The sequence below is a fragment of the Klebsiella sp. BIGb0138 genome (assembly GCF_004342285.1).
In the GTDB taxonomy this organism is placed as follows: domain Bacteria; phylum Pseudomonadota; class Gammaproteobacteria; order Enterobacterales; family Enterobacteriaceae; genus Klebsiella.
In genome coordinates, this window is sequence record NZ_SMCV01000011.1 from 84,792 (window position 1) to 98,895 (window position 14,104).

Annotated in this window: 18 protein-coding genes and 1 pseudogene; 7 read left to right on the forward strand and 12 right to left on the reverse strand. The window is 56.0% G+C overall.

The genetic code is table 11. The annotated features are described in order from the left end of the window. Positions 1–3 precede the first annotated feature (3 nt). Positions 4–882 (forward strand): LysR family transcriptional regulator, encoded by an 879-nt coding sequence (locus EDF73_RS21540; protein WP_132731090.1) that lies wholly within the window; start codon positions 4–6, stop codon positions 880–882. On the opposite strand, the gene EDF73_RS21545 is transcribed toward EDF73_RS21540, so the two are convergent. Then, positions 836–1,318: a GNAT family N-acetyltransferase gene (locus tag EDF73_RS21545; protein ID WP_132731091.1), complete on the reverse strand. Its 483-nt coding sequence runs from the start codon at positions 1,316–1,318 to the stop codon at positions 836–838. The two genes, EDF73_RS21540 and EDF73_RS21545, sit on opposite strands and share 47 nt — an antisense overlap. Before the next feature lie 144 nt (positions 1,319–1,462). Here EDF73_RS21545 and EDF73_RS21550 point away from each other — a divergent pair, with 144 nt between their 5' ends. Next, positions 1,463–2,407, forward strand: coding sequence for an L-lactate dehydrogenase (locus EDF73_RS21550; RefSeq protein ID WP_132731092.1), 945 nt, complete (start codon positions 1,463–1,465; stop codon positions 2,405–2,407). Positions 2,408–2,626: 219 nt separating this feature from the next. Here EDF73_RS21550 and EDF73_RS21555 read toward each other — a convergent pair. Continuing rightward, a pseudogene (locus EDF73_RS21555) lies at positions 2,627–3,419 on the reverse strand (PhzF family phenazine biosynthesis protein). A gap of 203 nt (positions 3,420–3,622) precedes the next feature. Between EDF73_RS21555 and EDF73_RS21560 the strand changes: the two are divergent. Then, positions 3,623–4,822, forward strand: a complete 1,200-nt coding sequence (locus EDF73_RS21560) for a sugar transporter (protein ID WP_132731093.1) — start codon at positions 3,623–3,625, stop codon at positions 4,820–4,822. 78 nt (positions 4,823–4,900) lie between these two features. On the opposite strand, the gene EDF73_RS21565 is transcribed toward EDF73_RS21560, so the two are convergent. Next, the gene (locus EDF73_RS21565; protein WP_132731094.1) at positions 4,901–5,569 is read right to left on the reverse strand and encodes a MarC family NAAT transporter; all 669 of its coding nucleotides are present in this window, start codon (positions 5,567–5,569) and stop codon (positions 4,901–4,903) included. Between the two features lie 228 nt (positions 5,570–5,797). Here EDF73_RS21565 and marR point away from each other — a divergent pair, with 228 nt between their 5' ends. Genes marR through marB form a run of 3 tightly spaced genes read left to right on the forward strand, consistent with a single transcriptional unit; the run spans position 5,798 to position 6,867 of the window. Next, on the forward strand, positions 5,798–6,232 hold the full coding sequence (gene marR, locus EDF73_RS21570) for a multiple antibiotic resistance transcriptional regulator MarR (protein ID WP_132731095.1): 435 nt from the start codon (positions 5,798–5,800) through the stop codon (positions 6,230–6,232). A 17-nt stretch (positions 6,233–6,249) separates the two neighbouring features. Then, positions 6,250–6,630, forward strand: a complete 381-nt coding sequence (gene marA, locus EDF73_RS21575) for an MDR efflux pump AcrAB transcriptional activator MarA (protein WP_132731187.1) — start codon at positions 6,250–6,252, stop codon at positions 6,628–6,630. A gap of 30 nt (positions 6,631–6,660) precedes the next feature. Next, entirely contained in the window at positions 6,661–6,867 is a 207-nt protein-coding gene (gene marB / locus EDF73_RS21580; protein ID WP_132731096.1) for a multiple antibiotic resistance protein MarB, read from the forward strand. Between the two features lie 41 nt (positions 6,868–6,908). Here marB and eamA read toward each other — a convergent pair whose 3' ends face one another. Next, on the reverse strand, positions 6,909–7,808 hold the full coding sequence (eamA, locus tag EDF73_RS21585) for an O-acetylserine/cysteine exporter (RefSeq protein ID WP_132731097.1): 900 nt from the start codon (positions 7,806–7,808) through the stop codon (positions 6,909–6,911). Between the two features lie 297 nt (positions 7,809–8,105). Here eamA and EDF73_RS21590 point away from each other — a divergent pair, with 297 nt between their 5' ends. After that, positions 8,106–8,576: a helix-turn-helix domain-containing protein gene (locus tag EDF73_RS21590; protein WP_132731098.1), complete on the forward strand. Its 471-nt coding sequence runs from the start codon at positions 8,106–8,108 to the stop codon at positions 8,574–8,576. A 99-nt stretch (positions 8,577–8,675) separates the two neighbouring features. On the opposite strand, the gene EDF73_RS21595 is transcribed toward EDF73_RS21590, so the two are convergent. Genes EDF73_RS21595 through EDF73_RS21630 form a run of 8 tightly spaced genes read right to left on the reverse strand, consistent with a single transcriptional unit; the run spans position 8,676 to position 14,103 of the window. After that, positions 8,676–9,311 (reverse strand): lytic transglycosylase domain-containing protein, encoded by a 636-nt coding sequence (locus tag EDF73_RS21595; protein WP_132731099.1) that lies wholly within the window; start codon positions 9,309–9,311, stop codon positions 8,676–8,678. Positions 9,312–9,336: 25 nt separating this feature from the next. Further along, complete coding sequence (locus EDF73_RS21600; RefSeq protein WP_132731100.1) at positions 9,337–11,082, reverse strand: hypothetical protein; 1,746 nt, start codon at positions 11,080–11,082, stop codon at positions 9,337–9,339. A 29-nt stretch (positions 11,083–11,111) separates the two neighbouring features. Next, positions 11,112–11,690, reverse strand: coding sequence for a tight adherence pilus pseudopilin TadF (gene tadF, locus EDF73_RS21605; protein ID WP_165905766.1), 579 nt, complete (start codon positions 11,688–11,690; stop codon positions 11,112–11,114). Between the two features lie 4 nt (positions 11,691–11,694). Then, entirely contained in the window at positions 11,695–12,195 is a 501-nt protein-coding gene (locus tag EDF73_RS21610) for a pilus assembly protein (protein ID WP_132731102.1), read from the reverse strand. 14 nt (positions 12,196–12,209) lie between these two features. Continuing rightward, positions 12,210–12,635 (reverse strand): prepilin peptidase, encoded by a 426-nt coding sequence (locus tag EDF73_RS21615; protein ID WP_132731103.1) that lies wholly within the window; start codon positions 12,633–12,635, stop codon positions 12,210–12,212. Positions 12,636–12,678: 43 nt separating this feature from the next. Beyond that, entirely contained in the window at positions 12,679–13,074 is a 396-nt protein-coding gene (locus EDF73_RS21620; protein ID WP_132731104.1) for a hypothetical protein, read from the reverse strand. Beyond that, positions 13,067–13,540 carry a roadblock/LC7 domain-containing protein gene (locus tag EDF73_RS21625; protein WP_132731105.1) on the reverse strand — a complete coding sequence of 158 codons (474 nt, stop codon included), beginning with the start codon at positions 13,538–13,540 and terminating at the stop codon, positions 13,067–13,069. The genes EDF73_RS21620 and EDF73_RS21625 overlap by 8 nt, the downstream gene beginning before the upstream one ends. Then, a complete protein-coding gene (locus tag EDF73_RS21630) occupies positions 13,540–14,103 on the reverse strand; it encodes an ATP-binding protein (protein ID WP_243655245.1) in 564 nt (187 codons plus the stop codon). The genes EDF73_RS21625 and EDF73_RS21630 overlap by 1 nt, the downstream gene beginning before the upstream one ends. Position 14,104: the final 1 nt, after the last annotated feature.

Here is a 14,104-nt window from a genome sequence, read left to right on the forward strand (position 1 = left end):
ACCATGGATCTGACCCAGCTTGAAATGTTTAACGCCGTCGCCAGCACCGGCAGCATTACCCAGGCCGCGCAAAAGGTGCACCGCGTTCCGTCAAACCTGACGACGCGGATTCGCCAGCTGGAGGCCGATCTCGGCGTCGAGCTGTTTATTCGCGAGAACCAACGCCTGCGCCTGTCGCCCGCGGGCCATAGTTTCTTGCGCTATAGCCAGCAGATCCTCGCGCTGGTCGATGAGGCGCGGATGGTGGTGGCCGGTGATGAGCCGCAGGGTCTGTTTTCGCTGGGTTCGCTGGAAAGCACCGCCGCGGTACGTATCCCCTCGACGCTAGCGCTGTATAACCAGCGTTACCCGAAAATTCATCTGGCGCTTTCTACCGGCCCCTCCGGCACGATGATTGACGGGGTCCTTGAGGGGACGCTGAGCGCGGCGTTTGTTGACGGGCCGCTGGTGCATCCCGGGCTTGAAGGGTTACCGGTGTTTCCGGAAGAGATGATGATCGTTGCGCCATTCGGCCACCCGCGGATAACCCGCGCCAGCGAAGTCAACGGCAGCAATGTCTATGCATTTCGCGCCAACTGCTCCTACCGCCGCCATTTTGAGAGCTGGTTCCATGCCGATCGCGCAACGCCGGGACGGATCCATGAAATGGAGTCCTACCACGGTATGCTGGCCTGCGTGATTGCCGGCGCCGGGCTGGCGCTGATCCCCCGCAGCATGCTGGAGAGCATGCCCGGCCACCAGCAGGTTTCCGCGTGGCCGCTGGCCGAAGAGTGGCGCTGGCTAACCACCTGGCTGGTATGGCGGCGCGGGGCGAAAACCCGTCAGCTGGAGGCGTTTATAGAACAGCTGAACGAAGATCGGCAACGAGCAGTTTCTCCATAAACACGCTCAGCGGGTCGGGCTGGTAAGGCGCAAAGGCAGAGCGGGTCTGATACCCGCTGCGGGTATACAGGCCGATCGCCGCATGCTGATGGATCCCGGTCTCCAGGCGCAGCGTATGACAGTCCCGGCGCAGGGCTGCGCTTTCCAGCGCCTGCAGCAGCTGCTCACCAAGCCTCTGCCCACGATGCGTGGGATCGATGAACACCCGCTTCATTTCACCGTACCCCTCTTCACCCAGCACAATCGCTCCGCAGCCGACGGCCCGCTGCTGCTCATCGCTGATCAGCAGCGCAATCACCGATTCGGCCGCCAGCTGGCTGAGGTCGATCAGGTGGTTACTCCCGGCGGGATAAAGAGATTGCTGGTAAGCATCCAGTTGGGCAATCAGCGCCGTCAGATGCGGATCGGTGAGTGATGTCGGGGCGATGGTGTACATAGGCGAGCTCCTTTTTTCGCCCACTGTAGCGCAGCGTATCCGGCCGTTTCTCATAGCATTAACTTATACCCGCCGCATCCTCTTGCGCTAAGCGATTGAACCGCAGTAATTTTATGCCATGACGGTTGATAGCGGGAAAGGACTATGAATAACAAAGCGCGCAAGGTGATGATCATCGGTGCAGGCAACGTCGGCACTTCGGCGGCCTATGCCTTATTAAACCAGAATATCTGCGAAGAGCTGATCCTCGTCGATCTCGATGCAACGCGGGCCCAGGCGCATGCTCAGGACCTGAGCGACGCCGCCGCCTATATGCCGGGAATGATGGCCATTTCAGTGCTGGAGGCCAGCGACTGCGCGGACGTGGATATCGCGGTGATCACCGTCTCCGGCGGCGCGCTGAAAGAGGGAGAGAGCCGGCTGGACGAGCTGACCCGTACGGCGAAAATCGTTAACAGCATCGTCCCGCAGATGATGGCCAACGGTTTCAACGGTATCTTCCTGATTGCCACCAACCCCTGCGATATTATTACCTGGCAGGTGTGGCAGCTTTCCGGCTTGCCGCGCGGCCAGGTGATCGGTACCGGCGTCTGGCTGGATACCACCCGCCTGCGCCGGGTGCTGGCGCAGGCGCTGGATATTGGCGCCCAGAGTATCGATGCTTTCATTCTCGGTGAACACGGCGATACCCAGTTTCCGGTGTGGTCCCACTCGTCGGTGTACGGCTCACCGATTGCCGAGGTTTACCAAAAACATACCGGTAAGGCGCTGGACCGTCAGCAAATCGCCGACCGGGTGCGCAAGCTCGGGTTTGAGATCTACGCCGGTAAAGGCTGCACCGAATATGGCGTCGCCGGAACCATCGCTGAAATTTGCCGCAATATCTTTACCGGCAGCCATCGCGCTCTCGCCATCTCCTGCATTCTCGACGGTGAGTACGGCGTCCAAGGCGCGGCGGTCGGCGTCCCGGCCGTGCTGGCGCAAAACGGCGTGCAGCAAATTATCGAACTGCAATTAGCGCCGGAGGAAAGCGAGAAATTCCGCCATTCGGTGGCGGTGATTAAGGCCAATATCGCCCGCCTCGGATAAGATCGCGGCTTAGCGTCCGCGCTTTCGGCCGCTAAGCGGGCCGTTTTCCCCGCCAGCGGTGTTTAGCGGGCGGGAACACGTTCAGCGTAGAAAGACTTTCCCCTGCAGCCAGGTCACCGCCCGGCAGTTCACAGCGCACAGCGCCGCCAGGTTACCGGCAAAAGACCGTTCGCTGAAGGTCGGGAGCCGCTACATGGGAATCGCTTTCGCCGCTTTACCTCAACGTAGCGTGATGGTGCCAATCATATAAGTTGTCGCCTGGCCACCAATCAGCACCCGCTCACCCAACCACTGACAGCGCAGATCGCCCCCCCCGCGCCGACACCTGCCGCGCCTGCATGATGGTTTTACCCAGTTTGGCGCCCCAGTAGGGAATCAACATGCTGTGCGCCGAGCCGGTCACCGGATCTTCGGCCACCGCCTCACCCGGGCAGAAGAAACGGCTGACGAAGTCATACTCATCGTCCGCCGCGCTGACGCAAATCATTTTGCCGAGGCGCTGCAGCTGTTGCATATCCGGGCGGACCGCTTGCACCTGCTGGCGATCGTTGAGGATCACCAGATAGTCCCGCCCTGCGCGCACCTCCAGCGCCTCGCTTAGCCCGAGCCCGGCCAGCAGCTCTGCCGGCGGAGCGCTGACCGGGTCAGTGGACCACGCCGGGAAATCCAGCGTCAGCCAGTCGCCGTTACGCGTCACCTTCAGCTCCCCGACAAAGCGGGTGCTGAAAACGATAGTGGCAGAAGGATGATCGAGATACTCAAAAATCACGTGCGCCGCGGCAAGCGTGGCGTGGCCGCAGAGGTTAATTTCGTCCAGGGTCGTGAACCAGCGCAGTTCAAACCCCTCATCGGTGCGCACGAAAAAGGCGGTTTCGGACTGGTTGTGCTGCTGCGCCATTTTAAGCAGCGTTTCATCCGGCAACCATTCGGTGAGCGGACACACCGCGGCGGCATTGCCGCCAAAATTGCGGTCGCTAAACGCATCCACCAGGTAAAAATCAATATCCTGCATAATAGGGCCCTTCCTTTTTTCCTTATCTTCAACATGCCATAAAAGCGTGGCATGCACACGATCTATATAAAAATTAATCCTTTAGCTTATGAACCGGCGCGAACGGCAATATGAGATCCAGATCACAAAACGATTGTATTTTCATCAGTAATCGTTTTAAGATCGCTACCTCTTCTTCCTCTTTAGTAGCCAGCTCAGAATCTATGATTACAAACACGGTTTCACGCAAGGTCGCGTGGCTTCGGGTTGTCACGCTTGCGATCGCTGCTTTTATTTTTAATACCACCGAATTCGCCCCGGTCGGCCTGCTGTCCGATATCGCCGACAGCTTCGACATGGAAACGGCCCAGGTCGGCATGATGCTGACTATCTACGCGTGGGTGGTCGCGCTGATGTCGCTGCCGTTTATGCTGCTGACCAGCCAGATGGAGCGCCGTCGCCTGCTGATCGGCCTGTTCATCCTGTTTATTGCCAGCCACGTGCTGTCGTTCTTTGCCTGGAACTTTAACGTGCTGGTGATTAGCCGTATCGGTATCGCCTTCGCTCACGCGGTGTTCTGGTCTATTACCTCGGCGCTGGCTATCCGTATGGCGCCACCGGGCAAACGCGCGCAGGCGCTGAGTCTGATTGCCACCGGTACCGCGCTGGCGATGGTCTTTGGTATTCCGATTGGGCGTATTGTCGGCCAGTATTTCGGCTGGCGGACCACCTTCCTGGCGATTGGCCTGGGGGCGCTGGTGACCCTGGTGTGCCTGTACAAACTGCTGCCAAAACTGCCGAGCGAACATTCGGGTTCGTTAAAAAGTTTGCCGCTGCTGTTTCGCCGTCCGGCCCTGCTGAGCATCTATCTGTTGACCGTCATCGTGGTGACCGCACACTACACCGCCTACAGCTACATCGAGCCGTTTGTCCAGACGGTCGCCGGCATGAGCGGTAATTTTGCCACCGTGCTGCTGCTGGTGCTGGGCGGCGCGGGGATCATCGGCAGCATTTTGTTCGGTAAGCTGGGTAACCAGCACGCTTCCGGGCTGATTAGCATCGCCATTGGCCTGCTGCTGGCGAGCCTGTTGCTGCTGCTGCCGGCATCGCACAACCCCAACCATCTGCTGCTGCTGAGCATCTTCTGGGGCGTCGCCATTATGATTATCGGCCTGGGGATGCAGGTTAAGGTCCTGGCGCTGGCGCCGGATGCCACCGATGTGGCGATGTCGCTGTTCTCGGGGATCTTTAACATCGGGATTGGCGCCGGCGCGTTAGTCGGCAGCCAGGTCAGCACTCATCTCTCTATGGCCTCGATCGGCTACGTCGGCGCCATCCCGGCGCTGGTGGCGCTGGTGTGGGCGGTGATGATCTTCCGCCGCTGGCCGGTATCGCTGGACGATCATCAGCCGCATCACTCCTGACTGCGTGCGTCAATCGCGGATAAAAAAGCCTGCCGGAGTCCTCACGGCAGGCTTTTTTTTACCCCCTCGCGGGCGGTATCAGACGTGGTAGGTGGTGATAATTTCCAGCACCCCGTTGATAATAAACTGTACGCCCATACAAACCAGCAGGAAGCCCATCAGACGGGAAATCGCCTCGATACCGCCCTTACCGACCAGGCGCATAATCGCCCCGGAGCTGCGCAGGCAGGCCCACAGAATCAGCGCAACCAGCGCAAAAGTCATCGGCGGCGCCGCCAGCACCACCCAGCCGGGAAAATCAACGCCGTGCTTCACCGTCGACGCCGTACTGATGATCATCGCGATAGTCCCCGGCCCGGCGGTACTCGGCATCGCCAGCGGAACGAAGGCGATATTGGCCGTGGGTTCGTCCTGCAGCTCTTCCGATTTCATTTTGGCTTCCATCGAGTCATGCGCTTTCTGCTGCGGGAACAGCATCCGGAAACCAATAAAGGCCACGATCAGCCCGCCGGCGATACGCAGACCGGGGATTGAGATCCCAAAGGTATTCATCACCACCTGGCCGGCATACCACGCCACCGCCAGAATAATAAAGACATATACCGAGGCCATCAGCGATTGTCGGTTGCGCTCGGCGTTGTTCATGTTGCCAGCCAGCCCAAGGAACAACGCGACGGTGGTCAGCGGGTTTGCCAACGGTAAAATGACCACCAGCCCCAGCCCTATCGCTTGAAAAAGTTCCATCATGATTAATTAAGCCCCTGTTAATATTAAATAATTAAAAACTTTACCCCCCCAGAGTATAGCGTTGCTTGCCCGCCTCGTACCAGCGCCGATATTCGCGCCCCACGTCCCTCGCCGGGTCTGCGCAGACGCGCTTTAGCAAATCGTGTGATCGTTCCATCCATCAGGTTGACTTATTGTTGCCTGGGCAATAATATCCTCAGCAATTAAATAATTGCCTGGGCAACCATTGTGAAAAGCACAAGTGACCTGTTTAACGAAATGATCCCCCTTGGTCGCTTGATCCAGATGGTTAACCAGAAAAAAGATCGCCTGCTCAACGAGTACCTCTCACCGATGGATATTACTTCCACCCAGTTCCGGGTGCTCTGTTCCATTCGTTGCGAAGTATGTATTACCCCCGTTGAGCTGAAAACCGTGCTTTCGGTCGATCCAGGCGCAATGACGCGCATGCTTGACCGGCTGGTCTGTAAAGGCTGGATTGAACGGTTACCCAACCCCAATGACAAACGCGGCGTACTGGTGCAATTAACACCGGACGGCGCGGCGCTTTGTGAGCAGTGTCATCAGGTTGTGGGTCAGAAATTGCACCAGGAATTAACAAAAAATCTGTCGGCGGATGAAGTGGTCACCCTTGAGCATCTACTCAAGAAAGTTCTGCCGTAATAAGAAGAGGTAAGATGATGTCCAGACGCAATAATGACGCCATCACTATCCATAGTATTTTGTCGTGGATTGAAGATAACCTGGAATCGCCCCTGTCACTGGAAAAAGTGTCCGAGCGTTCTGGTTACTCCAAATGGCACCTGCAAAGAATGTTTAAAAAAGAGACCGGTCACTCTTTAGGCCAGTACATCCGCAGCCGCAAGCTGACGGAAATCGCGCAAAAACTCAAGCAGAGCGATGAGCCGATTTTGTACCTCGCCGAGCGCTACGGGTTTGAATCGCAACAAACGCTGACGCGAACCTTTAAAAACTATTTTGACGTTCCGCCGCATAAATATCGCATGACCAATATGCCGGGTGAATCCCGCTACCTGATGCCACTGAACAACTGTTGTTAACCGCCTGCAAAAAGACGTATTGAGGAAATCATGAAACTATTCGCTGCCGCTGCCATTGTTCTGGCCGCACTGGCTTCCAGCCAGAGCTATGCGGAGCAAACCACCACGCCGGTTCGTCACAACCACCGCGATGCGATGATTATGCCTTCCGAACATAATGATTCTCCATTTGATTTCAATCATATGGCTGCCGGTAGCGACAAATCGGATGAATTAGGCGTACCGTATTACAATTAACTGCACTACCCGAGCATTTAGCCCCGTTTACGGGGCTTTTTTTATCTCACTACCGCCCCTGGCCGCCGTATCCGCAGACCGAAAACGTTGATATACAGCCCGGCCATAATCAGCACCGCCCCCAGCAGCTGCAGGCCGTTTAGCGTTTCGCCGAGTAGCAGCGCCGCGCTCGCCATCCCGACGACCGGCACCAGTAACGACAGCGGCGCCACCCGCCAGGTTTCATAGCGTCCGAGCAGCGCTCCCCAGATCCCGTAGCCGACAATGGTGGCGATGAACGCCAGATACAGCAACGAAAACACGGTCAACGTATCAATATGCAGCAGGCTTTCCGCCATCGCCTGCGGGCCGTCAATCAGCCACGACGCGAGCATAAACGGCAGCACGGGAATTAACGCGCTCCAGACCACCAGCGACATGATCTGCGGCTGCTGTTGGTGGGACATGATCTTCTTATTAAAGATATTACCGCAGGCCCAGCTGAGCGCCGCCGCCAGAGTCAGCATAAAGCCAACCACCGGCACGTGCTGGCCGCCGAGGCTGGCCTCCACCAGAACCAGCACGCCAAAAATAGCCAGCGCGATCCCCGCCAGCTGTTTTCCCTGTAAACGTTCGCCGAAGGCAAAAACGCCGAGAATAATGGTGAAGAACGCCTGCGCCTGGAGCACCAGCGAGGCCAGTCCAGCCGGCATGCCAAGACTGATGGCGCAGAACAGAAAGGCAAACTGACCAAAACTGATGGTCAGGCCATAGCCGAGCAGCAGACGCAGCGGTATTTTAGGCCGGGCGACAAACAGCAGCGCCGGAAAGGCCACCAGTAAAAAACGCAGCCCCGCCAGCATCAGCGGCGGCATATTATGAAGCCCGAGCTTAATCACCACAAAATTAAGCCCCCATACCACGACCACCAGCAGCGCCAGCAGCCCGTCTTTACGTGTCATACCCTGCCTCTGTAGTTATGCGAATTTTTGTGAACAAAATCAAAGTACCGAAAAAAACGGCCGCCGGATAGATCATTATTCTTGGCAGGGGTACGGCGCACACTCTAACCCCTGGCATCCCTATACAAGCGTCTGAGGGCATGTTATTTCTGAATAGATTGTTGCGCCGTCAACGCGCAAGCCCAGGCGGCATGCGGCTGTCAGGTTAATGTCGGGTCGCTGTCGGGTACGGATCGTGGCGCCCGCCGGCGGCGTACGCCACACTCCATCTCAGGTTTTCACCCGGAGATAGACAAGATGAACAGCAGCACTCAGGTTAAACAATTACGTCTGCAGCACGCCTGGTCCCAGGAACAGTTAGCCGAGATGGCCGGCGTCAGCGTACGCACCATTCAACGCATTGAGAACGGCGACCGCCCGGGGCTGGAAACCCTCAGCGCCCTCGCCGCCGTTTTTAACGTTAACGTTGCCGATATTACCGGCGATTCGCCGGCGGGTCATGAAGAGTCCCTCGATCTGCGCATCGAAGAGGCGAAAGCGCGCGTGCAGCAGGAAAGCCGCTTTTTCCGCTCGCTGGCGACCGCGGTGGTGATTTGCCTGCTGCTGGCGCTCCTTAACCGGTTCACCGACCCGGGCTATTACTGGTCTGCGTGGGTAGCCGCGATCTGGGGAACCTTGTTGCTGGTAAGAGGTCTGCGCCTGTTTGTTTTTGGCAACGTTATCCGCAGCTGGCGCCAGACGCGGCTGCAGCGGCTATTGCGCAAATAGTTGTTTTGCCCTGTCGCCGTCCCCCGCTCGCGCTAACGCTTAGCGGGGCTACGGTTTCAGCCGTCTGGTAGCGCGTAGCCCGCCGCGGGCGTGTCGCAGCTAGTCGCCCCGCAAAGCTTTCACGCCCCGGGGTGATGAAGCGCCAGCGACCTGGGATAGCTTCGCCCCGGAAGACGTTTGTCGGTTTTCTTTAACCGCGGGGGTTTTCGCCGTTGGGCGAGGTTTACCGTCCGCAATGACCGCAATCGGTACCGCGCCACCTGCCGTAAGCGTCGGTTTTACCGCCATGATCCGCTCAACGTAGCTGGTCTGCGCCTGACCTTCGGGGAGAAATCCCCGCCGGAAGTTACCGCTGTAGTAACAGGAAAAGGCCGCCAGCTGTGCCTGCTGCGGGGAAAACTTTACCGATGCGCGCCGCAGACATGCATTAAAAATAGCGGCAGCGGCGCGAGCGTTATGGCAGGGATCGAAGACGGTTTCATAATCCAGTCCGTATTTATCGAGGTTATGGCGATTCACCTGGCCCAGCCCCAGCGAAAAATTCCAGCCCGCCTGTGCGAGGTATTGTGCGGTAGCGATAGCCTCTTCCTTATGCCGGGGCTGGCGCGCCAGCCGTCCGCCCACTACGCCAATGGCGTAAGGATTAAACGACGACTCCACTTTCATTAAACGTTCCAGTACCTGGGGCGCGACGTCTGGCGCGCACCGATCGGCCAAAACAGCCAAATCCAACATTCTGACCTCCCTGTCTGCCCGGTGGTTATTCCGGCTCGTTTTTATTGATAAATTTCACCGAGGATTTCTTAGCGATTCCCGTCAGGACGTTAATAATGTCCTGGTAGTTAGTGGCGAGAAACACGTTATCGCCCGCGCAGTGGTTGCGCCACAGATCGAGAGCGGTGGCCGTTTCTGAGCTATTGACGGTGAAAATAAAGAATATATCCGCCAGTTGCGTAGACGTCCCCTCAGGATAGCGCAGCAGCCCTTCTCTGATGCGTTTGCACAAATCATATTGATCAAATAGTTTTCGGGTCAGAGTGCCGCCATCAATATCAATACCATCTGATATGACAATGATTGCTTTCCTTGGGTTATTTCCTTTGGCGATAACGGGAAGCGCGCGCAGTAGTCCTGAAGTGACATAGGTTGTGCCATCAGTGACATTCATCTCCCTGAATTTATCGATTATCTGGCGATCGCTGGTTAACTCAATAAGATAAGAGGCTGGCTTCGCCGTCTTACTCTTCAGAATATCGCTGGCTGCACTGGCACTAATACTACCAAACGTCGAATAACAATCATAAAGAAACGGCCGATTATTAATGATATTAACGACATATTCAAAAGTTTTTACAGATTCTTCTGAAAACATATAACCGTCCGCAACTAAACCGTCAAAATCCGTCGTTACAGTATTGAAGATTGTCCGTTGTGAATACGCATAATACATAAGCTCATGCGCCGTTGCGCGGTTTTCCTTAAATTCAGAATAATGATTAAAAAGATTAGATCGGGGATCAGCATCACAACTATGTTTGGCTTTTCCAACACCACTACCGAACTGATCGTTTTGAACGCACCAGCCTCTACTAACCATGTTGTTTATAGTATATCCGGTCGCCGGAGAAACGACATTTTGATACCAGGCGTAGAGTAATGAATCATAATAATATGATTGCATTAATTCCGTGGGAGTATCTATTGTGGTTGTAAATCTCATTTTATTATACCAAAAATCGAGGTCTATTTTTGAATATTTCGGAAGAAATTTCCCTACATAAGAACAACCAAACCTCTTTCCTCCGGCGATATTCTCACCAGGAAGAATAACGGATACCCCTGCAGTAAAGGGAATAATCCCTACGGTATTCGTCACCGCGTCATCATTTAAAACCTCGCCAATAAATTCCGTGACGACTTTACGTAACAGCTCGATCCTGGTCAGGCCGGGCTCTGATGACGAACTTAACATCGACCCTGAAAAATCCAGTACCAGCGCGTAGTCCGTCGGGTATTTTATCTCTTCGATTGTGCGCCTGACCACACCCGCCCCGCCGTCGGCGCGGATATCCACCGCGGAGTCAAAACCCACCTCTTCCTGAGCGCCGATCATCGGGCTAACGCTGATCTTACCGCTGGCGGTATAATCCACGGAATCCAGTTTACTCGTTTCCGTCTTGCTGTAATTCACCGCCACTGTTACGAGCAGATCGTTTTTGGCGATCGTCGCGTCTGGCACATAGTAGCTAAGGTAATTATGCAACAGGGTAATATTCTCCGCTTTATCCGCCGCGGTGGTATTGCGGTTATCGGCCATGGCCACCGCCAGCACGCCCTGATTCAGACCATCCGCCAGCCTGGCGCGGCTGCTTTGTAAATTCGCGCCGTCCCAGGCGACGGAATAAAACATCATCAGCAGCGGGAACATAATGGCAAACATCACGGTTATCGCGCCGTACTCCTGGCGTAAAGGACGTACGATAAAGCGTAAAAACAGGCTTCGCATAATTTTCACCTCGTCCATAAGGAACGGTATTAACGCGGGATAACCGCATTGCTGATAGAGATATCGCCGATCTGAATTCCGGCGCGGTTCAACGCGCGTTTAAACCAGCTCTCGCCCCCCGGGACGCATATCGTCACCTGATAAACCGGTAGCCAGCGCCCTTTCGCATCCCACGGCGACAGCGCCGCAATTTGCGTACCGGTTATCGCCAGCCTGCTGCGACAGCTCCCGGTTCCGCGGGTGAAAGACTGGGTATTCAATACGTTTTTTTGCGCCTTGCTGCCGCTGGGTTGAAAAAAGACGGCCTCCACCACCAGCTGATAGGGGCTACCGGCCAGGCGGCTCTCCTCCAGTAAAACGCCGGCCAGATCGTAAAGGTCGCTGACATCCTGCTGGCTTAGCTCCTCTTTTTCACCGTAGAAGGCGCTCCGTTCGCGCACAACGCTGGCCAGCGAATGGGTTACCCGCTGCAGGTAGCTTTTATTCAGAAAGACGGCGCTGAAATCCACCAGCAGCGCGCACAGCAGAAAAAAAACCACGAAGTACAGACCGGCCTCGATCGCGACGGATCCACGATCGCCGCGCAGATAGCGTTGTATATCGCCCATCGTTTTACTCATCATTTTCCGTCTCGCGCTGAAATTCCTGCACCAGTAAAATTTTGCGGCTCAATTCACGAATGACGCTTTGGACAGGAAAGAAAAAAAACAGCGGCTGATAGTCGGTGGTCAGCTGATAAAAGGCTAACGGCTTATGGCTCGCATCCGCTGTGGTGCAGGTATGGTGAATCACCGCGGAAATATTGTCACACCAGGCCACCGACAGCTCGACATGGACATCGCGTGAAATCAGCGGCCAGTCCGCCATCCGTTTATTGATTTCATCATTAAAATAGTGCTGATAGTTTTCCGGCGCCCGGGTAATCGCGGCAATGTGCCCCGACTCGGCGATAATCAGATCCAGCGCCGAGGAGATAAAGACCACCCGACACATCTCGGCAATAAAAAGGATCGAAACAATAAACGGAATAAACACCATCGAAAATTCCATCGCGGCAATGCCCTGCTCACCGCATAAATAATGGCGCAGGTTGCTTTTCGTCTTCTTTGACATACATTCACCAATCGTTATACCCATACCTGGAGCCAGTAGCCGCAGCTGATGGCCAGCGCATATGGCACCGTCGCGCGTTTGTCGCGGGCGAAGAAATAAAAGTACAGCAGGCTGGCAACCGAGAGCGGAATGCCGGCGACGGCGGTCAGCAGTAAAAAATCCCCGGTCTCCGAGGCTGACAACGCCACCGCCAGCGCACAGACCAGCTTAATATCGCCGGCGCCTACCAGATTCGCCGTCGCGGCGATAAACCCCAGCGCCAGCAGTATGCCGGGGAGAATGAACGCCGGATAAGGCATATGAGCAAATCCTGCGAGACATGAGAGCAGCAGTATCAGCAGCGTGGCCCGGTTAGGTATCCGACGCCAGCGTATATCCATATAGCAGATATAGATAAGCACTCCGCTGATTCCGGCGGTCAATAGCCATACGATATCCACGATAATCCCTCGCTCACCTCACGCTATTTAACAGAGAAACGTTTTATTCCGCTGAGCGCTTATCTGGTGCCGTCAGTTCATTAGTGTCAGAGCCCGACACGGCGCACGCCGGTAGCCAGGAAAAATAATGGGTTACGCTGTCCATAATTCGGCTGTCGCGATCGTAAAGTACCGGAGCCAACGCAATTGCATCGCTGAGAATATCCGCGGCCGTTAATTCCACCGCCTGCATCAGCCGATGGGCAAAAATATCGTCGGGGATTTGCGTCTCTTGCTGCAAATGGCGACTCAGAGGAAACAGCCATTGGTGATACCAGATCAGGCGCAGCTGAATTAACTCCTCCCGGTTACCCAGCACCGGCGCAACGGAAATAAACCCACAGCTCATATCCGCACAACATAATCTGACGGCCAGGGACATCGTTAACGGATCACTCATAATAATATTCCTGTGGCGGCTGGCGATCTGGCTGCGTCTGGCAAATGTCAGCAATGCCCGCCGCCAGCTGACGCAGCAGCCAGAAAAGCTGCCCGAGGGGCTCCTGCGCGGAGGCCACGACGGTCAGACACAAGGGAAAATGCTGCGTGGCAAGCTGCCAGAGCAGAATATTGTCTCGCGCACCCTCGATGGTAATGGCCTTCTGCTCCCCGGCGTCAATTTCATTCAGCATGGCGACGCCAACCCCCAGCAGAGAGCTGGTCATCGCCGCGATTTTATGTAGCCGCCCGGGATCCTCTTCTTTGAGAACCGCCGCGACTTCGTAACCATCGGCGGTCGCCACCAGCAGCTCCCCCATGATGGGATGGGCCTGGGCAAACTCCAGCAGCAGTTGCTGAATTCGCTGACTGAGTTCAGTAGACAGGGTACCGGCATCTTCAATGGCAAAAGGAAGTATGCTTGTCATCAGGAATACACCTCTTCATTATTTCTGGCACGCTCAAGCTGGCAAAACAGCACCTTCAGCAGGAGTAAGACCCTTTCCGGGCTGCGTGCATCCAGCGTAGCGACGGGAAAGCGCAGCCCCTCTTCCCGCAGCAGCCGCTGGTATTGTTCAATATCGGGTAAAGGGGATAAATCACACTTCACAATGCCCAGCAGCACGGTCGCATTCCCCGCCAGCGGGCCGGATTTCAGCGCCCGCAGCCAGCCGCGAGTCTCTTCCAGCGCTGCGGGCCGCTGATTATCGGCCAGCAGCAGGATACCCACGCTGCCACGTTCGAGGATCTCGCGCATAAACGTGAAGCGTTCCTGCCCCGGGGCGCCATAAAGCCGCATCCGGTTTTGCCCTCCGGGAATAGTCAGCTCGCCGTAGTCAAACCCCACGGTGGTGGTTTCTTTCGCCGTGACGATGCGGTCGGTTGCCCGCACGTCCGTTGACACGACGTTGATTTCACTGACGCTGCGGATAGCCGTGGTCTTACCCGAACCGCTGCGCCCTACCAGGATCACCTTATAGTCTTTCATCATC